At 48.0% G+C, this 19,832-nt stretch carries 11 protein-coding genes; all 11 read right to left on the bottom strand.

What is annotated here, in order from left to right; all coding sequences use genetic code 11:
* Window positions 1-104 precede the first annotated feature (104 nt).
* The 11 genes from AC50Y5_RS05540 to AC50Y5_RS05490 all read right to left on the bottom strand — a co-directional run bounded on the left by AC50Y5_RS05540 (window position 105) and on the right by AC50Y5_RS05490 (window position 19,755).
* Window positions 105-4,913, bottom strand: coding sequence for an Ig-like domain-containing protein (locus tag AC50Y5_RS05540; protein WP_494859043.1), 4,809 nt, complete (start codon window positions 4,911-4,913; stop codon window positions 105-107).
* Between the two features lie 292 nt (window positions 4,914-5,205).
* A complete protein-coding gene (locus tag AC50Y5_RS05535) occupies window positions 5,206-8,259 on the bottom strand; it encodes an ATP-binding protein (protein ID WP_494859041.1) in 3,054 nt (1,017 codons plus the stop codon).
* Complete coding sequence (locus AC50Y5_RS05530) at window positions 8,256-9,404, bottom strand: response regulator (protein WP_494859039.1); 1,149 nt, start codon at window positions 9,402-9,404, stop codon at window positions 8,256-8,258. The genes AC50Y5_RS05535 and AC50Y5_RS05530 overlap by 4 nt, the downstream gene beginning before the upstream one ends.
* A gap of 103 nt (window positions 9,405-9,507) precedes the next feature.
* Window positions 9,508-10,077 (bottom strand): SF0329 family protein, encoded by a 570-nt coding sequence (locus tag AC50Y5_RS05525; RefSeq protein WP_494859037.1) that lies wholly within the window; start codon window positions 10,075-10,077, stop codon window positions 9,508-9,510.
* Between the two features lie 431 nt (window positions 10,078-10,508).
* Window positions 10,509-10,685, bottom strand: coding sequence for a hypothetical protein (locus AC50Y5_RS05520; RefSeq protein ID WP_200931613.1), 177 nt, complete (start codon window positions 10,683-10,685; stop codon window positions 10,509-10,511).
* 108 nt (window positions 10,686-10,793) lie between these two features.
* Window positions 10,794-11,372: a DUF4256 domain-containing protein gene (locus AC50Y5_RS05515; protein WP_494859035.1), complete on the bottom strand. Its 579-nt coding sequence runs from the start codon at window positions 11,370-11,372 to the stop codon at window positions 10,794-10,796.
* A 242-nt stretch (window positions 11,373-11,614) separates the two neighbouring features.
* Window positions 11,615-12,322, bottom strand: coding sequence for a DNA alkylation repair protein (locus AC50Y5_RS05510; protein ID WP_494859033.1), 708 nt, complete (start codon window positions 12,320-12,322; stop codon window positions 11,615-11,617).
* 141 nt (window positions 12,323-12,463) lie between these two features.
* A complete protein-coding gene (locus AC50Y5_RS05505; protein WP_494859031.1) occupies window positions 12,464-15,955 on the bottom strand; it encodes a glycoside hydrolase family 2 TIM barrel-domain containing protein in 3,492 nt (1,163 codons plus the stop codon).
* 210 nt (window positions 15,956-16,165) lie between these two features.
* Complete coding sequence (locus tag AC50Y5_RS05500) at window positions 16,166-17,845, bottom strand: ABC transporter substrate-binding protein (RefSeq protein WP_494859029.1); 1,680 nt, start codon at window positions 17,843-17,845, stop codon at window positions 16,166-16,168.
* A gap of 77 nt (window positions 17,846-17,922) precedes the next feature.
* Window positions 17,923-18,795 (bottom strand): carbohydrate ABC transporter permease, encoded by an 873-nt coding sequence (locus AC50Y5_RS05495; protein ID WP_494859027.1) that lies wholly within the window; start codon window positions 18,793-18,795, stop codon window positions 17,923-17,925.
* Window positions 18,796-18,810: 15 nt separating this feature from the next.
* A complete protein-coding gene (locus AC50Y5_RS05490; protein WP_494859025.1) occupies window positions 18,811-19,755 on the bottom strand; it encodes an ABC transporter permease in 945 nt (314 codons plus the stop codon).
* Between the last annotated feature and the right edge of the window lie 77 nt (window positions 19,756-19,832).

Below are 19,832 nucleotides of genomic sequence, written 5' to 3'. Positions count from 1 at the left end.
GTTTATTGGCAGAATGACTTGTATTTGCTCCAGAAAAATAAGAAATCCTGCCATCATCCAGCAGGAAGCTTGATAGATGGCAGGATATTCTAAGGAATGGCTGCTTAAATCAGATCCGATTTTTGCAATAATCTCTGGATGATAGTTGCAACCTCGGCTCGGGTCATGTTCCCCTTCGGAGCAAGTAAAGCCCCGTTTCTTCCAAATACAAGGCCAGCCTGCACATTGTCCGCAACGCTGCTTTGTGCCCATGCGGCTACTTTCGCTGCATCTTCAAACGGACGAAGGGCATTGTCTGCCGATTGCTCAAGCAGCGTGTCCTTCAGCCCAGTTATCGCCATCGCTTTAGATAAAATAACCATTGCTTGCTCTCTCGTAATTTTGCCATTCGGCCGGAACGTGCCGTCTTCAAAGCCGCTAATAAGCCGGTATGAATACGCCGTATTGACCGCGCTGCTATACCAATCGGACGACAACACATCCGAGAATGGTGTTGCTCCATTTTCCAGCTTGAGTCCTAATCCGCGAACGATGATCGCTGCAAATTCGGCGCGGGTAATTTCCAGATCAGGACTGAACATCCCGTTGCCCGTTCCGTCGACAACCATCCGGGACCCCATGTCGTTAACGGCATTTTTCGCCCAATGATTTATCATATCGCTAAATTCGAGCGGATGCCATACGACCGCATACTCGCTGTTGGTCAAGCTATTGATTTGAGCCTCATATTTCCCGTTCATATTTCGGATTTTAGTCGGCACATGGCGTACGGAGCCATCCGGCTCAACGACAACTCCTGTCGTAATCTTGCCCGGATCAACGCCATCCGGAATCGCAATCGTTCTCTCCACATAAGCGTCAAAATTCGTTACTTCGAAGATCTTATCTCCATATGCAGCTCTCACCGTAAAGCTCAGCGGCTGGCCGACAAGGGTGAATTGGCCTTTGGCTGCTGCGTTCTCCACAAGCTTCAACGTATCCGTTGTCGGGATGGCAATTTCAATCTGCACTTTAATGTCTTGCAAGGCTATTAATTCGCCAACCTGCTTGGATATAGCATCGATATTGATTTGGCCTGCTGGAAGCGTGTATGTTGCATTTTCGGTTTTGAACACCAGAACAGCTTGCTTGTCCTCCATGTTTTTCACCATTTGGCCATTCAGCTCTCCAACGAAGATGTCGGATTTTTGGTCAATCGGAATCGTGACTATGGCATGCTGCCCTTCCGCAGCAAGTCTCTCATCCAGTTTTTTCTGATCCACAATCACCGTTATTTCGGTTTGATTGTTTCGCTTTGTAACCGTAGCGGTACCCGCATTCTCAACTTTCCCGTTAACCAGAATATTCACACCGTTGTTTGCAGTGTTCGTATTGCCCGATGTCGATGGAGCAGAAGGCTGAGATGGCGTATTTGATGCTGTTGGAATGACTGTATTCGATTCCGCAGAAGCAGCGCTCCTGCCCGCATCATTAATCGCTTTTACCGTAAAGGTGTAGCTTGTTCCATTCGTCAAGCCTGTGAGCGTAATTGGACTTGCTCCTCCGATCACGCTGATATTTCCCGGTGAAGCGGTCACTTCATATCCTGTAATCGCACTTCCGCCATTATCAGTAGGAGCCGTAAAGGTTACGACAGCTTGTCCGTTGCCCGCTACTGCGGATACGTTAGCTGGCACTCCCGGGATGGTTGATGAAGTCGCGCTTGTTTGGTTCGAACCCCCGCTCAAGCCGCCTACGTTTTCTGATTTTACTACAAAGTAATAGGTCGTACCGTTGACCAAATTTTGTGCGCTGTAAGTAGGTGATGTGACAATCGCCACTTCAACGAGGTTATTTGGGTTAGGATCCGTTGCCATGTAAACACGGTATTGGACTGCGTCCGATACTGCACCCCAGTTCAACGTAACTTGACGGTCGCCGCCGACGGCCACAAGATTTTGCGGATTTTCGGGAGCATTCGGCAAGTTCACAACTTGCGTAACGTTAAATATTACAGGTGTCATATGATCCGCAGTTACGGTTACCGTTGCCGTGTAGGTGCCTGCTGGCAAGCCATCTTTTGCATGAATGTCAAAGCTTGTTGATGCGCTGCTTGTTAAAGTAGAATCTGGCTGTGTCACTACAAAATCATCAGCGTTTGCGCCACTAAGCGCTGTCGACAGGTTCAATAAATCTCCAGTTCCAGTATTCATGACTGGAATGGTTTTAGTCTCTTGGGTACCTGATTCGTATCCCTGAACTAGTGCAGCTAACGTTTGATCCGTGATTGCAGCGATTGAATAGGAAGCTGCTGCTGTGACGGTAATCGTCGATGTTCCTGTTTTGCTGTTATCTATCGTTGACGTTGCCGTGATCGTGTAATCGCCAGGCGTGGCATCCGCCGAAACGGTTACATTCCCCGTACTGTCTATCGACACCTTGTTGTTCACGTCATCGCTTATCCAAGTGACCGTCGTCGCCGCTCCTCCTACTGCATCTACCGTAGCTGTTAGCTGCTCGCTTCCTCCTTGTACGACGCTTGCGGTGCTTGGACTCACGGTTACGCTGTTGATGGCTTGCGCTACTGTGACGGTAATCGTCGATGTTCCTGTCTTGCTGTTATCTATCGTTGACGTTGCCGTGATCGTGTAATCGCCTAGCGCGGCATCCAATGCGACAGTTACATTCCCTGTGCTGTCTACTTCCACCTTGTTACTCGCGTCATTGCTTGTCCAAGTGACCGTCGTCGCTGCTCCTCCCACTGCATCTACTGATGCTGTGAGCTGCTTGCTTCCTCCCCGCTCAACGCTAGAGCTATTCGGACTCACGCTTACGCTATTGATGGCTGGCGCTGCCGTGATCGTAATCGTCGACGTTCCTTTTTTGCTGCTATCTACCGTTGACGTTGCCGTGATTGTGTAATCACCCGGCGTTGCATCCGCTGCTACGGTTACATTCCCCGTACTGTCTACTTCCACCTTGTTGCTCGAGTCATTGCTTGTCCAAGTGACCGTCATCGCTGCTCCTCCCACTGCATCTACTGATGCTGTGAGCTGCTTGCTCTCTCCTTGCACAACGCTTGCAGTGCTTGGACTCACGCTTACGCTGTTAACTGCTGGTGCGGCCGTTACGGTAATTGTCGACGTTCCTTTTTTACTGCTATTCACCGTCGACGTTGCCGTTATTGTGTAATCACCGGGCGCTGCATTCGCTGCTACGGTTACATTCCCCGTGCTGTTCACCGTCACCTTGCTCGCATCGCTGCTCGTCCAAGTCACCGTCGTCGCTGCTCCTCCTACTGCATCCACCGCAGCCGTAAGCTGTCTGCTTCCTCCTTGCACAACACTTGCGGTGCTTGGGCTCACGCTTACGTTGTTGATAGCCGGCGCCACTGTGACGGTAATCGTCGACGTTCCTTTTTTGCTGCTATCCACCGTCGACGTTGCTGTGATTGTGTAATCACCCGGCGCGGCATCCGCTGCTACGGTTACATTCCCCGTGCTGTTCACCATGACCTTGCTCGAGTCGCTGCTCGTCCAAGTCACCGTCGTCGCTGCTCCACCTGCTGCATCCACTGTAGCCGTGAGCTGTCTGCTTCCTCCTTGCACAACGCTTGCGGTGCTTGGACTCACAGTTACGCTATTAATTGTCGGAGGCACAGGTGGCACATAACTGGACGTCCGAATTTGAACAACCGATCCGTTCGTCTCCTGCCACCCAACATATAAAACATTGTTTAACGCTGCTGCCGCAGGATATTGTGCAGCTCTGGAGACATTTACATTCAAACCATTGACTCCGTTTCCATCTACGCTCGTCCAACTCGTACCGTCATACTTTTTGACCCGGATTTGAAAAGCCGTTCCATTGTATTCCGACCACACTGCATATAAAGCGTTATCGAGTGCCGTTAACACAACATAGTTTGCTCTGTAATCAGTCTGCTTGTTTATACCGTACATCCCGTTGCCGTCCACACTCGTCCAAGTGCTTCCGTCGTATTTCTTGACTCGAATTTGATTATCCGTCGTTTCGGCTATTTCGTCCCACGCCAAATATAAGGCATTGTTGAATACAGCCAATGAAGTATTGGCTCCGGTTTTTGCCACATTCACATTCAAACCGGTCGTGCCACCGCCGTCAATGGACGTCCAATTCGCCCCATCATATTTTTTGGCCCGAACTTGAACAGCGCTTCCGTTGGTTTCATACCACGCCAAATATAAAGAACCATTGTATTCAGCCATTTTAGGGGCAGCCGCGCTCATTGAAGTATTTACGTTCAAACCGTTCATACCGCCGCCGTCAGCGCTTGTCCAAGCAGTGCCGTCATACTTCTTTATTCGGATTTGACTTGCGTTGTTGTCGTTAACCTCACTCCACGCTGCATACAAATCATTGTCGTGTACAAGCAATATAGGGTTTGATGCTCCTCTTGAGGCATTGACGTTTATCCCATTTGAGCCATCATCAACGCTCGTCCAGCTCGCGCCATTATATTTCTTCACCTTTATTTGATTAATGCTGGAGACTGAGTTTCTTTCAACCCACGCGACATATAATTCATCCTCAAAAACAGCCATAGCAGGGGTAATCGCCGCTTTGGAAGGATCTACATTCACTCCATTTGCCCCGTTACCGTCGACGCTCGTCCAGCTCGTGCCGTTATATTTCTTAACACGTATTTGGCTCGCCGTTCCATTCGTTTCCTGCCATGCTTCATATACTTCGTTATTGAATACAGCTAATGCAGTGTAGTTGCCATCTCTTACAGGGTTCACGTTCAAGCCATTCGTACCGCCGCCATCCACCGGCGACCAGCCGGCTGCTGCCCAAGCCGTACCTCCGCTTGCTAGAAGCGGCATTAAAAGCATAACGGCAAGTAAAAGATGTACCGTTTTTCGGATTTTATCGTTATTTCTACGCTTATTCATTACTGGGACCAATCTTCATCTTCCTCTCCGCATTTTCATTCTGTCACATAGCCCACATTATCTAGCTCAGCATATAGGAAATCACCTTAAAAAAACCTTAAAAATCGACAATTTTCTACATCAAGCGTAAACGGCTGTCGCCGTCCTCTGGCGGCAAAGCTGATGTTTCGCGATGAAATAAGCCCAGTATAAGTGTAGAATTTATACTGGGCTTATATTTAAAAAAACAGGCCTCATCGTAAAACGATGAGAGCCTGTTGCGAGTTCCTATAGCGTTAAGCGGAACAGCCTGTTAAACCCGCGAGGCAGGGATGCATATGATGACTTTCGTGCCGCGACCTAGTTCGCTTTCCAGTTCTAACGAAATCCCGTATTCATATTTCAAGCGCTTGTTAATATTCCGCAAGCCGACCCCCTGCGACTCATCCGGCTCGGCTCGTTCAAGCAGCCTCTTCAATCGTTCAGGCGCGATCCCTGCTCCATCATCGGCTACAACAAAGTGCCAATTCCCATCCAACTTTTCCACCGTCACTGTCACTGTGCCGCCTTCAATTCGATCGCCAATGCCATGACGGATTGCATTTTCTACAAGCGGCTGCAACAAAAGCGGCGGCATTTGCAAGCTATAGGCAGCTTCCTCAATTACATATTCGAAGCGAATACGCTCTTTGAAGCGAGCTCGTTCAATCTCCACATACGTCCGAATGAGACTAAACTCTTCTGAAAAACCTATGCGTTCCTCCGCGTTGCTGAACCGAAAGCTGCCTCGCAAGTAATCGGCCAGATCAACAATCATCTTCCGCGCGCGCTCCACATCCGTATAGCTTGATGCCACAATACTATTCAGCACATTATATAAAAAATGCGGTTTGATCTGCGATTGTAAAAACGCCACTTCGAGGTTAACTGCCCGGCCCAGCGATTCCTTCATGGCGAGCAAGCTGCCGATTCTTGCCTTAAGCTCCTCGAGATCAAACGGCTTCGGCAAATAATCGTTCGCCCCCGCTTGGAAGGCTGCCACCTTATCTTGAGGCTGATAAGCTGCCGTCACCATTAGAACGGGCAGCTCCAGCAGCGAATATCGTTTGCGAATCTCCTGGCACACTTCATAGCCAGACATGCCTGGCATCATTAAATCAAGAATAACGAGATCGATTCTGCCCGATTGATCCAGCTGTTCCAGCGCCTCATACCCGTTCTTGACCGCGATGACGTGATAGTCGAGAGCTTGAAGGGCGTCTATTAAAACTTTTAAGTTCACATACTGATCGTCGACGATTAGTACCGTATGCTTCCCGCTCAGATTGGAATAGTACGGCGTAACGAAGGAATAATCGGGTTCCTTGAGCATAGCCTGGGGATTTGACTCGGATGAGGGCCATGACGCTTCTCCCCGCTCTTCGGCAATCGGAAGCGTGAATGTAAAGGTCGAACCGACTCCCGGCGTGGAAACAACCGCAATAGTTCCTTGTTGCAGCTCGACCAGCTGCTTCGCAATTGGCAGCCCTAATCCAAAGCCGCGATGCTGTGCTCCCTCAAGTGATTTGAATGGTTCAAAAATAAATGGAAGGTCCTGCGGCTCAATGCCTTCTCCTGTATCCTTCACCGAAATTTCGAGCCTTCCTCCCCGCTCTCTTCCGGTAATGATGATCTCCCCGTTTTTTGTATGCTTAATCGCATTATCCAGCAAATTTCCGATAATTTGACTCAAGCGGATTTCATCGGCAAAAGCAGAAGGCAGCTGCGCCGGCACATGGTTCACAAGCCCAATCTGGTTTTCCGTGCACAAATAGGAATAAAAGCGCACTTGCACCTCCGCTACCGAACGAACGTCGAGCTGTACCGGAACCACTCTCATTTCACCCTGTTTCAGCTTGGATAAGTCCAAGATGTCATAAACGAGCTGCGAAAGCTTCCTTGTAATGTCGGTAATCAACTGAAGCTTTTCCCGTTGTTCCGCATTTGGCGGATGTACGGCATCGCTTAACATGGAGTGAGAAATATTCATTACACCGTGAAGCGGTGTCTTGAATTCATGCGAGGTTCGAGCGAGAAAATCATCCTTTTGCTTGTCCGCTTGCAGCAATTGCCCGGACAGCTCCTCAATTTTTTGGAAAGCGTTCGAGAAACGGAGCGACATCAGCAAGGCGAGCATCAGCAAAACAAGAAAAGGCTCAATCGGAGGAAGCAAATAGATCGGCACGCCAAAATAAATATTCATATTCTGGTTCAGCACTAGCGCATTCAATGCCATTGCCGCTACGGCTAAATACCCGCTGCCCGCTACTTTGTGTAGTGCCGTATATACGAATACATACGTGGCGTACAGCAACGAAATCGTAACATAAAGCGACGTCAATTGGCGAAAAGGTCCTGTTGAAAGCTGAGAGGCGAAGCCCATATTAAGCAAGGCAAGGATCACCCCGAGAACCAGCCCGCCTTGATTGAGCCATTTAAAGCAGTAGGGCCGGAAAGCAATATATATATAAAGGAAAAATCCTAGACTACCACCAACAGACGCGACCATTTGAATACGGAAATAAAGCCAGAACGGCAATGGGCCAACCGCATTGAATAGCACTCTTTCGCCGCTGATACTTGTAAATATGGCGATACATAGGCACACTGCGCCAAATACTGCAAGTGACAAATCGCCTCTTCTCTGCGAAAACAATCCAATAAAATACAATCCAATAATCAGGAAGGCAGTTAACGAAACCCAATCATGAGCAGTCGCCTGATCGCGAAGTTCGGCAATTTGCTCAGCCTTGCCTAAGAGAAGGGATTCACCGATCCCGCTGCCAACCCGGAATTCGTAGTTGGCTACCTGTACCAGAATTTCATTCCACCCTGGCTGCAGTGTGAAATAGCTTACATATGGTTTATTAAGTGCTTTGTAATGCTCTTGCTCAGCGGGATTCCCGCTTGATCCGACGATTTCGCCGTTAACAATGAGCCGACTGGAAATTAGGATCGACGCTGTTTTCAAGCCGTAGACTGCACCTGCATCATCCATCTGAAGCTGCAAGCGATAGGTCGCCATGCCAAGGGTGTCCATCTGCTTTGACCATGATCCAGGAACCTGAATCAGCGCCGGTGACAAATCCCCCGTAGCGGCAGAAGGGAGAGCAGGCTGAGGAGTGAGCAATTGATTCGGATAAAATCCCCACTGTCCGTCCAGCCGAACGACCCCATCCTCCTCGAATTTCCATGCGGTCAAGTCCATGACCCCATTTACGGCCGCTGGCATAGGCTTCTGATACATAGAGGAGTAAGTCAACAACATCACGTAGGTTGCAATCAATAGAGATAAGGTGATGAGGGCCGCGGAAACTTTTTTTCTCATTCTGCTTGCCGCTCTGTCTTGTCTTTCGTTTTCTCAATTAACCGCAATGTCTCTTCCTCCAGCTCAGCTCCCAATTGCAGGCGCACCGCTTGTTCCAATTGCAGGCAGACACGATACGCCTCATTCCGATTGCCAATCTTCAGATGCAGCTTGATCAGCTCACGTCCGTCAATCTCGGAATCAGGGGCCAGCGACAATAGGTTTTGCAAGCTGTCCACCGCATGCGTACGATTGCCCTGACTTTGAAAATACGCATGCCATTTACGAAGCACGCGGACATACGAGGCCTTGATCTCGAGCTGTCTGGCGGTGGCCCAACCGAAATCGCAGGCTTCCATATATTCGCCTTTGTACATCTGGTTCATTTTATCGTAAGACCTTTCATCCATTTCCGCTTCAGCCAATGTGCTGCTCAGCAACTGCTCAAATTCGATTACATCGACCGTTACCCCGTCCAATGCAGCGCCGAACCCTTGATCCGCTTTCGTAATATGTATCGGAATATGATGTTCCGCCAAGCTTTTCCGTAAATAGGACAGGCACGTATACAAATAAGTTTTCGCCTTATTCAGATCGTAGCCCGGCCATATGGCCTCAATGATCGATGCGGTATTCACAGTCTTTCCGGCATAATGGATCAAAAACGCGCAGAGCTCCCGTTCCTTCTTCGTTTTCCAGGTCAGCCCCTTGTTCGTGTCACCCGGCAATACTAGCTGGAAGCCTCCCAGACATTTGACGGTTGGGGTCATGCTTGCTCTTTGGCGTGCCTGAAAAACGGACTCGGATAAAGATTGTTTAATGCGCGCAACCGCATTCTGCAATCTTTCTATTGTAAATGGCTTCAATAGATAGTCGGTCGATTGAATTTCAAATGCTTCGACCGCATATTCTGCATATGCCGTTGTGAATACGATCGGCATATGCGGGAACATGCTCCTGATTATTCTGGCAGCTTCCGTGCCCTTCATTCCAGGCATCTGATTATCTAGGAAGACGGCATCTACGGGAGTATAACTTAAAGCCTCAATTGCTTGAAGCGGATTGATATATCTTCCTGCTACCTGAACACTCCCGATTTGTCCGAGCAAAATGCCCAACAAATCCAGCGCATCTTCTTCATCATCAATGAGCATTACACGAATCATCGGTTCTTGTCTCCTTAAACATTTTTGCAAATATCCTTTTCTGCACGGAGAACACTAACTCAAATAAGCACAATAAAGATGGAGTTGAATGAGTTATATATTTTTAAAATGTACTAAGCCGTAATTCATAAAAATACTGCACAATGGGATGTTTTAGCTTTATTTTATCGGTCATGTTTAACATTCGTTTTTTTCCAACGCGTCTGTCCACCAAAGCTAAAACATTCAATAAAATATCATGGCTCTCTATGCTTTCCTCTATAGAAGTGGATAAAAACTTATTAGCTGCAACGATAAAATTGGATTTACTTAATGAAGCTTGAGCTGACATAAGCTCCTTTGCATATTCTGTTATTTTTCTGCTTCTTGCAATTACGATTAGACGATCCTCCGGAACGGTACCCTTCGTATCTTTTCTGACTGCTTCCATTTCTTCATGGCTGATCGGAATTTGAATAGCTGAATCATTTTTAATTTCCAGCTCCGTCTGATACCATCTGATTGGGTTAGCTGTATCACTCATATTGAGCACGTTCTTTTTATCTACCGCAATATAGCAAAGTCCGGCTTTATCAGGCAAATATCGATAGCTGGTTGAACGGTATTCGACCCTTCCATTTAACGCTGGACAGAGAAAACTCTCCAGATTCTGTTTCATTTTGCTCCAGGACATGTAATCCTCCTATGTTCTCTATTAATAACTGCCTCTTAAGGCAGTGGCAGTCTTTCTATCATCTATCATACAATAAGCAATCCTCAATCCTCTATGTTCAAATAAAAAAACCTCCACTGCTACGGGAGGAGATTAACATAATTCTTGCTATCAACGTGGTTTGCCTTGCAAACCATCCTAATGTTGACGGAAGAATTTAAAGTTGCCAAGGCAGGAGAAAATTACAAAGCAAGTCAAGCCTGATGCCTGCCACTTAATTTTCAACTCTAATCATAATAGCAAGCAATCATTTAGACATCTATTTATACGCGAGTAAATGTTCACACTTCCCTACTAAATTAAAAGAAGAACAGCCCATAGAGTACAGGTGTTCTTCTCACTTTAAGTATCTTTTTTTATTACCGGCAAATACATACCTAATCGGTTTCTGTTCATCCATGAGAGGCATCCAAATTCGCAATCGGGACAATATCTCCATTGTTGTATTCCTTAACAATTTGGCCTTCCGATGTTTTATATACAATATATGTGTCGTTAGCTTTTGCATCCAGCTTAGCGCGATCTCCTGTGAGCTTAATAAGTTTCTCTAGATCATTAAATTTATCCATGGGTTTCCCCTTCCTTGATATCCTTTAAAGCAACTGGCTAAATGTGGGGAGAGGTCAACCTATTCCTTGCTATCTAATGTAAAAAACAATCGCCCTTCACCTGCAAGGCTAGACCCTTAACCAGCCCCGGAACCCTCTAGCGCCATAATAGGATTCTGCTCCATTGTGATACAAGAAAATCGTGTTATAGCGACGATCACAAAAAACAGCACCGCCGAGCTCTCTAATATTAGCGGGTGTTTTCACCCAACTGGACGTTTTTAAATCGAATTTTCCAAGCTCCTGCAGCTGCCGATACTGTTCTTCTGTTAGAAGCTCAATACCCATGTCTCCTGCCATTTCCATCGCACTATTTTGCGGCTTATGCTCTTTGCGTGACTCCAGAGCTTCACGATCGTAGCAAATGCTTCTTCGACCTTTAGGACTTTCCGCCGAACAATCATAAAAAATGAACTCGCCCGTCTCTTTGTCATAATCAACAACATCCGGTTCACCACCGGTCCTCTCCATTTCATGAAGCGACCATAGCTTTTCGGTTTGAGCTTCAAGCTTTGCTTGTACATTAGCCCATTCAAGATCTTTATGCCGATCCCTATTTTTATCAAAACGGGCTTTCAAGGCTTTAAGTAATTCCTCACGCTGCTCCGTAGATAGCTCCTTTGCAGGGCTGTTTGGACTCGTTGTCATCTTCATTTCTCCCTTCAACCCATATCGAGCTTGCGCATCAGCTTTGGCCGAGACATCAAGGATTTTCGTAATAGGAGGATGCGAATTTTTAATTGGGCAATCCTGTTGTTATGCCTCCGCCCTTACATGTGCTTCTTCCTTTCATTTGTCATTCGATGCGCGATTTCCTGCCTCTCCTCCCGTTTCGCATCAAGGCCTCAACTCTCGCTTTTCCGTTGAGACCTGAGACAAGCCGTGCTTTATCAGCACCTTACGTATTTGCGCTTGAAGCCGATCTGCCCTTTATCGACAGCCTTCTGAATATTGCCAGCTGCGTCGAGCTGCTTGCTCTTGGACTTCGCATCCGTCACCTCCACAGGCCCGATAGCTGCGGCGGTTTCGACCGCCTTGGCATGCAGCGGCTCATAGGATACCGCTGTCGTATAGACGAAATAATTCATGGCATATTTGGTGCGCTCAGGAGCATCGTGAATCGTATCGCGGACCGTTGCCAGCATCCCAGCCAGCTTGTTCTCGGAAAATTCACTGTCCGGGCGGCTGCCAAGCAGCCAGCAATAGCAGCTCCAGCCTGCCGACATGCGCAGCTCCTCGCCGCTTGAAATCCATTTATCGGCCACCTCTTGTGCAATATCCGTTTCCGCCAGCGTTACCGCTACGACGTAATCAGACAGCATAAAGAAATAGGCAGCGTCCAGCCAGCGATCGAAGTCAGCCTCCGTCATCGCCTTAGGCTCCGCAATAACGCCGGCAAAATACATTGCGTCGTAATTTCCGGTCGCATAAAGCTGCTCGGCCAGCGGCTGATTTTTTTTCGTTTTCCGGGCAATCGGCTTCATCGCACCTGTCGCCACGCCAAACAACGGCTCATGAGCTCCATTGGAAACATATATTTTTTTGGTGCGCTCCTTGCCGAGAGCTTCAAGCTCCTGCATAACCTCTTCTACATTCATCCGAATCCCTGCCTTCTGCTCTATAGTAAAGTTTGCTACGCTATCGTCTCTTCCTATTCAGCATCCCCGCTATACCCCTGTTTTAATATGGAACGCAGCTAGTCCAATGACTGAAATGAAGTTTTATTCGTGCTTCCTCTATTATAGATGCAAAAAGCGAAACCAGCCAAAGTCGAAGCTGCTGCCCGGCAGGAAGATGAAGGTCACTTTTTGCAGCCCTGTTATCTGCTCCAATTCAAATGTCCGCTCTTCGTATCCCTCCGATTTCTCGAATTCGACGAGCTGATTGCTTTCGCCGTTCTCGCCAGCGAATCGAATATGGATCGTATTTTTGTCAATTGGCGAGCTCCCACTGATGACTAGCTTCGAAGCGCCCTCACCCGCAAAATCCATATGGGCAAATTCGAGTGAAACATTATTGCCGATGCCTTCCACACGCTCATCTGCGAAGGTAAAGGTATCGCCATAAACCCGATCGCAGGAGGCTGCCGCATTTTGTTCGAAAGCCCTATTCTGGCGTTCAAAAGAAAACCCTTTTATATGCACCTTCTGGTGAAGCACGAAGCAAATCGACGTAATGCCGCGAAGCCTCTTGGTCAGACGATAGGTTTCTTCCTGATAAACGTTCCACTTGGACGGCTTCTGATAAATGACGTCGGCAACTAAGCTGCTTCCCTCCACACCGGGCATCCCTTCCCAAATTTGCAGCGCATACGCCTCGCTGGACAAAGCGAAGATCGGCATCGTAATGGTATCGGAGCCATAAGGGCCGAAGTCGATATCGTGGAAGCCTACTTGCGTCTCGCCATCTCGGCTTGTCGCTACACCTCTTTCGTTGCCGTTCCCAACATCGCCTTTACTGTAATCGAAAAGCCCCGCCGAGATGAAGCCATATGGATCCTTGTAGGCAGTTCCGAGACCTGCTGCCTTAAACTCCAGCTGGGAAATCAGCTTCGTCTTGTCCGTGCCGTTCTTACTCGTACAACGAAGACGGAAGGCACCGTCGCCGATAGCGGATATTTTCGCCTCAAGCCCATTCGCTTCGACCTTGGCAATATTTGAATCAATCCCTTCGTCCGTTACGGCACGCCATTCCACGTCTCGATACGACGTATTTTCCGGCCATAGCTTAGCTCGAACAACGATTTCCTTGGTCGATTCATCTATGATTTGACCAGAGTCGCTAATCATTTCGATTTTACGAAGCGGCGTTTCTTCATCCGCTCCCGTCACGCATGCCAGCTCTTGATTGCTCGTATTTGCTGAAATGCCTTTCAAGCTTACATCGTTCACATCGATCACTTTGCTTGCAGGGTGCGACTCAAATTCCGCCACCTGAGCTTGCATCCCCTTGGAGGACACCTCGATTCGGATTTTCCCCGGCTCAAGCGTCGACCCGATGATCGCCATCAGCTTGCCGCTGAATAATCTTCTGCTTGTTCCCTTATACGGATCAAAATCCGTGCTGTCGCCATTATCAAGCCCAAGCAATCGGCCTGCGCCTGTCACCTCGACGTGAACACGATTGTTCGCGTTGTCTACCGAATGGCCCTGATCATCCAGCATACCAATTTCCACAAAAATCAAATCCGTACCGTTCGCCGTCAGCACCGCTTTATCAGCCTCGAGACGAAGCTTTGTCGCTTCCCCGAACGATGTCCGAACATCGGTTGCGATCACGTTGCCATGCTCGTCATAGGCGATAGCCTTCATTTCCCCTTCCGCATAAGGCACCTTCCACCAGCCCACAAGCTCCGTTCCATGCTCGTGATCAATATTGTAAGCTCCAATCGTATCTCCATTAAACTGCAATTCAATCTTCGGGGCATTCGAACAAACCCTGACATCAATCATTTGCCCCGCATTAAAATCCCAATACGGGAAGAGATGCACCATCGGCTTCGTTTTATAATCTGTCCAAGCGGCCTGATAGATATAATAGGAATCCTTCGGGAAGGTAGCCGTATCGATCTGGCCGAAATAAGCGTTTTTCGTATGATACGGTGTCGGCTCCCCGATATAATCGAATCCAGTCCACAAAAACTGGCCAAGCGAAAACGGCGTATCCCGCTCCGCCAAAATACAAGCCTCCGCCGACTTGGCTCCCCAGCTTGTCGAGCTGTTCCCCAGGGCCGAGCATTGCTCATCATCGTCGGCAAGGATTGATTTTTCGAATGGGAAATGATAAATCCCCCTGCTCTGGACGACCGATGCGGTCTCGCTGCCGTAGATGATCCAATCCGGATGCTCCTCATGATGCTTGTGATAATATTTTTCCGCATAATTATAGCCAGCAACCTTTACAATATCGGCGCATTTCTGCGCATTTTCCCACGGCATATAATTCGAGCCAATCGTAACCCGGGCATTCTGCTTCGGATCGAACTCCAATACATAGTCCATGAGCATTATGGTCATTTCCTGCCCTCGCTCGTCCGCATGCGTATCGTAAATCTCGTTCCCAATGCTCCACATGAGCAGGCTTGGATGATTCCGATCTCGGAGCACCCAGCTTTTTACGTCAGCATACGCCCAATCCTTGAAAAATCTTGCGTTATCGTAAGCCGTCTTGGATCGCTCCCACATATCGAACGCTTCCGTTACGACGAATAATCCCATCTCATCCGCCAAATCCATCAGTTCTGGAGCTGGCATATTATGCGCTGTGCGAATGGCGTTCACGCCCATTTCCTTCAGCAGCTCAAATCTTCTTCGCAGCGCATAGATGTTGAACACCGCACCTAAAGCACCAAAGTCATGATGCTCGCAAACCCCATTCAATTTCAGCTTTTTCCCGTTGACCTGAAGCCCCTGCTGTGAATCAAGAACGATGCTCCGGAAGCCCAGAGGCTGCGTGAGCGTCTCCAATACTTCATATTCATCTTCGTCTTCGCAGCGCTCTTCCCCGCCCAATTCCGGCAATTGTCGCTGCATTCGCGTGACGATCTGATACAAATTCGGTTCGTCCGTGCTCCATAAGAGAGGATCATTTACGGTTAACGTTTGGCTATTTTTCGTAACAACGCCGCGTCCAGCTTCTATCCGCTCCGAAGTGGCTGCGACCGTCCTTCCTTGGAAAAGGATATCATGCGACAGCAGCACATCTTCTTCAATATGTACGTCTGTGTCCACTTCCACCAACCAGCTGCCACCACTGTCGCCCTCATGCAGCTTGGTTGCAACATAAACACCGCCCGTCACAATGTGATTGTTGTCCCGCTCCTTGAGCCAGACGTTGCGGTAGATGCCTGCTCCCGAATACCAGCGGCTGTTTGGGCTCTGATGCACCACTTTCACGACGATTTCATTTTCCCCATCGATGACCGCAGCCGTGATATTGTGCTCGAAGGAAGCATAGCCGTTTTTCCATTCGCCTACAGCCTCGCCGTTTACGTATACGGTAGAATCCATGTACACGCCGTCAAAGCAGAGCAAGAGCTCACGATCACTCCGCGACCTTATAAACGTCTTGCGATACCAGCCAATACTATTCTCGTAAAGCGCCAATGTATTATAAATCAACCAATCATGAGGAAGATCCACCGGTTCAAAGCAAAGTCCGGCATGCTCGGCAACGTCCAGAGCGCTTTTGGCAAATTCCCATCCATCGTTGAAAAGTATTTTCGTATTCATGGTCCAACAGCTCACTTTCATAGGTTTTGAGATAGACATGGTAATGGCTCAAGGTGAAACGGCTGTCGCCGTCCTTGGAGGAGCGGCGTGTTTCATTCCGAGAAATATAGGGATAGGATAAAGAAATGATACCCTTTCCTATATTTTAAAAAAAGGGCTAGGTGCAGCCTCCTTAGGAAGACTGCACACCGAGCCCTTTATTTTTAGCAATTAATAGCCTAAGACGCTTTTCGTCTTCTGGAAAATATCATTTGCCATATCCGTATAGCGCGTGCTGCCATTCGCTTCAACCTGAGCCTTATAATTGTCCCACTTGTCAAAGCTTTCTTGGCCAAGGATAAACTTTAATGTCATCGTCTTGACGTAATCCATAAGCGGCGTCGAGATTAATTTCATTTGTTCATTTTCCTCCGTAGTGGCCATGATCGGTGGTGCCAGCTTGCGCTGCTCTCGTGTATCCTGAACACGCTTCACGAAGTCCTGCTCACCTTCGGTCATCTTGGACATTCTCAGCTTCTCAGAGCCGCCATAGGCGAACATCCCACCAGCAAAGCCGTAATCCACGTTCAGCTGCTTAGCTGCGCCTTCATTCATCCCGTTGTAATAAATTTCCGGATTCAGCACGACATTTCCTTCCGCATCAAGCGTATACGTCTCGCCTTCTACGCCCCATAGGCTGAGCATTTGTCCTTCATTGGAGTACCAGAACCAGTCTATGAAACGAAGCATTTTAATAAAACCTTCCTCGCCCAAATCATCAAGCGCGTTCTGGCTGATCATAATGCCGTTTTCCAAACGGGAGGTCTCGACCTGGAGCTGTCCTTTTGGCCCGCCGGGCTGGGTAATCATATATAATTCGCTGTTCGGATCCTGCATTTTGCTCTTGAAATCAGCCAATACCTGATAGATCCCGCTTATTACGTAAGTGTCGCCTTTGAAAAATTTCGCTTTTGCCACATCGTCTTCTTGTGTAAAGGTTTCAGGGTCCATAATGCCTTCGGTAACCAGCTTATTAAAATAACCAAGATACTCTTTAAAGTCATCTGAGCTATCGGCAAATGAGAACTGCTGCTTGTCATGGTCATAGCTCAGACCGTTAGACAATGCCCATCCTCCGGTAACGCCATATTGCACGCCGGTAATGCCCAGAGCCGATTCACCCTTGAATTGATCGGAGATGACGTATTTTGCACCCGTATGCTCTTTAACCTTCTTCATTGCTGCGTAGAAATCCTCGTACGTCCAATTTCCTTGCTGGCCCTCGACGTCAACTCCCGCCGCTTCGAACACGTCTTTACGTATAATATAGGAATAACCGCCGCCAGCGATCTCCCACATGCCTGGAAGGACGTAATATTTTCCGTCTTCCTTCAGCTTGGCTTTCAAATCCTCTTCCATTCCCCAATCTTTGACGGCTTTCATATAGTTCGGCATGTATTGCACCCAATCGCTGACGGGTACGATTTGGCCCGTTGCCACGAAAGCGGATTCATCATACGTCTTAGGAATAATATAAGGCGCATCGCCACTATTTACCAGCAAAGACTTCTGATTTTCATATTCGGTTCTAGCTGTAATCGACAAATCGAAGGTCACATTCGTTTTTTCCTGAATCGCGCTCCACAGTCTCCAGTCCTTTTTATAAGGGTAATTCTCATGGTCGCTGTACATCATGGAGTAGGACACCGCTTCATTGGAGTGGAACGTCTGGTCTTCCCCAAAGGTATAATCCTTAGCTTCGCCTGCTGCTGATTCGGTCGTGCCTGCCGCGTTCGAGGCTGCGGGCTTGTTATTGCCGCCCGAAGTCCCTTCGCTTCCAGACGTACATGCCGTCATAAACACGAGCAGCAGCGCCAGCAATCCCATTACAAATGATTTACCAAATTTCATCGTTTTGCCTCCCCTTATTGGTTCGAGCTTTTTTTTATATATAACAGAAACGCCTGAAGCGCCCCCCATTATATCGCTTAACCTTTAACAGCCCCAATCATCATCCCCTGCACAAAATACCGCTGTACAAAAGGATAGATGCAAATAATAGGCAGCGAGGTCAGAACCATAGCTGTTGATTTGACGCTTGCCGCGATTTGGCTTGTCTGCTCGGACGTAGCCCCGATTTCAGTCGGACTGACCGCGTTGTCGATAATTTGCTTCAAATACAAGGCAATCGGCCATTTTTCCTTCGACTGCAAATAGAGGGATGGTCCAAACCAGTTGTTCCACATGCCGACGATGACGAACAGCATAATAGTGACTAGAATAGGCTTGGACAACGGAAGAATAATTCTAGTGAAAATGCCGAACACGCCTAAGCCATCGACGCGCCCCGCCTCCTCCAACTCACTGGGCAAGCCAGCGAAAAATGTCTTCATCAAAATCACATTGAACGCGCTGATCGCCCCTGGAATGACGATGGCCCAGATCGTATCTCTCATTTCTAACGTTTTTGCAATCAGAATATAGTTAGGGATGAGACCGCCGCCAAAATACATCGTAAACAGCACGAACGGTATGAAAAATTTATTGAGGCGCAGCTTTTCTTTGGAAAGCGGATAAGACATAACAGCCGTTGCAGCCACCGCGATTAACGTTCCAATGACCGAATAAACAATCGTATTCCAGTAGTAACGGAAGAAGTCAGGCTTGCTCAAGATGACCTCATAGGTTTTGGTCGTAAATTCCACCGGAAAGATCGTCACCTTGCCCGCATAAATAGCGGCTTCCGAGCTGAAGGACTGGGCCACGAGATAGACGAAGGGATATAAGGTAAAAATAACAACCAGAATCATAAACAGTCCGTTTAAGATGTTAAAGGTGCTAAAGCCCGAGGTTCGTTTCACTTGAACGGCTCCTTTCTACCACAAGCTGGATTTCGTCGTCCGCTTCGATACTGCATTTGCGGTCGTCACTAAAATTAAACCAATAATGCCTTCGAACAACCCTACCGCCGTCGCATAACTAAAGTTGCCGCCGGTAATACCCATGCGGTAAACATAGGTGGAGATAACGTCAGCTGTTTCATAGGTTAGCGGATTGTACAAAAGCAAGATTTTCTCGAAATTCGAGCCTAGAATGCTGCCGATATCCAAAATCAAGAGCACCATGATCGTCGGCAAAATGCCGGGAATCGTGACGTGCATTGCGAGTCTTAATCGGCTCGCGCCATTGATTTTCGCCGCTTCGTAAAGTGCCGGATTAATGCCCGTCATCGCCGCCAAATACAGGATCGTTCCCCAGCCTAGACTTTGCCAGACGCCAGAGGTGACGTAGATCGCCGGAAACCATTCTGGCAAGGAGATAAAAGAAATTTGCTCAAAGCCAAATGAGTTCAATACGCTGTTGATCGGTCCCGTTAAGGAAACGATCTCCTTCACCATCCCCGCCACGATGACCATGGATATAAAATGGGGAAGATACGATACCGTCTGCACAAACTTTTTCCACTTTACCCTCCGCAATTCGTTCAGCAGCAGCGCGAATATCAACGTAATCGGAAATTTGACGAGCAGATAACTCACGCTGAGGTTCAGGTCATTGAAGAAGGCTCTCCAGAACGTCGGGTCCTTCATAAACATTTCGAAATAAGTGAACCCGACCCATTCCGAGCCCAAAATATTCGGCCCGCCCCTATACTTTCGGAAAGCAATAATGTTCCCCAGCATCGGCGCATACTTGAAGATGAGGAAGTAGATTACCGGTATAATAAGGAACGAATACAGCTTCCATTCCTTTTTCACATGTTTCCAAAGCGGAGTTGGATCTACAACCTTGGCTCGTGCATGAGCTGCCACTAGCGTCATCCCTTCCTTATGAGAATTTCTACTTTGTGTGTTATGAAAATGAATCTTTATACAGCTTGATGCTGGTCGTCCATCCA

The organism is Paenibacillus sp. JT22N7 (assembly GCF_059383875.1).
This window is presented reverse-complemented; position numbering and strand designations above follow the sequence as displayed.

What these genes read in the sequence shown, in the direction of transcription:
- AC50Y5_RS05525 (WP_494859037.1), bottom strand. Translation starts at nt 10,077, where the DNA reads ATGTCCTGGAGCAAAATGAAACAGAATCTGGAGAGTTTTCTCTGTCCA.
- AC50Y5_RS05530 (WP_494859039.1), bottom strand. Translation starts at nt 9,404, where the DNA reads ATGATTCGTGTAATGCTCATTGATGATGAAGAAGATGCGCTGGATTTG.
- AC50Y5_RS05490 (WP_494859025.1), bottom strand. Translation starts at nt 19,755, where the DNA reads ATGACGCTAGTGGCAGCTCATGCACGAGCCAAGGTTGTAGATCCAACT.
- AC50Y5_RS05540 (WP_494859043.1), bottom strand. Translation starts at nt 4,913, where the DNA reads ATGAATAAGCGTAGAAATAACGATAAAATCCGAAAAACGGTACATCTT.
- AC50Y5_RS05505 (WP_494859031.1), bottom strand. Translation starts at nt 15,955, where the DNA reads ATGAATACGAAAATACTTTTCAACGATGGATGGGAATTTGCCAAAAGC.
- AC50Y5_RS05500 (WP_494859029.1), bottom strand. Translation starts at nt 17,845, where the DNA reads ATGAAATTTGGTAAATCATTTGTAATGGGATTGCTGGCGCTGCTGCTC.
- AC50Y5_RS05520 (WP_200931613.1), bottom strand. Translation starts at nt 10,685, where the DNA reads ATGGATAAATTTAATGATCTAGAGAAACTTATTAAGCTCACAGGAGAT.
- AC50Y5_RS05510 (WP_494859033.1), bottom strand. Translation starts at nt 12,322, where the DNA reads ATGAATGTAGAAGAGGTTATGCAGGAGCTTGAAGCTCTCGGCAAGGAG.
- AC50Y5_RS05535 (WP_494859041.1), bottom strand. Translation starts at nt 8,259, where the DNA reads ATGAGAAAAAAAGTTTCCGCGGCCCTCATCACCTTATCTCTATTGATT.
- AC50Y5_RS05515 (WP_494859035.1), bottom strand. Translation starts at nt 11,372, where the DNA reads ATGACAACGAGTCCAAACAGCCCTGCAAAGGAGCTATCTACGGAGCAG.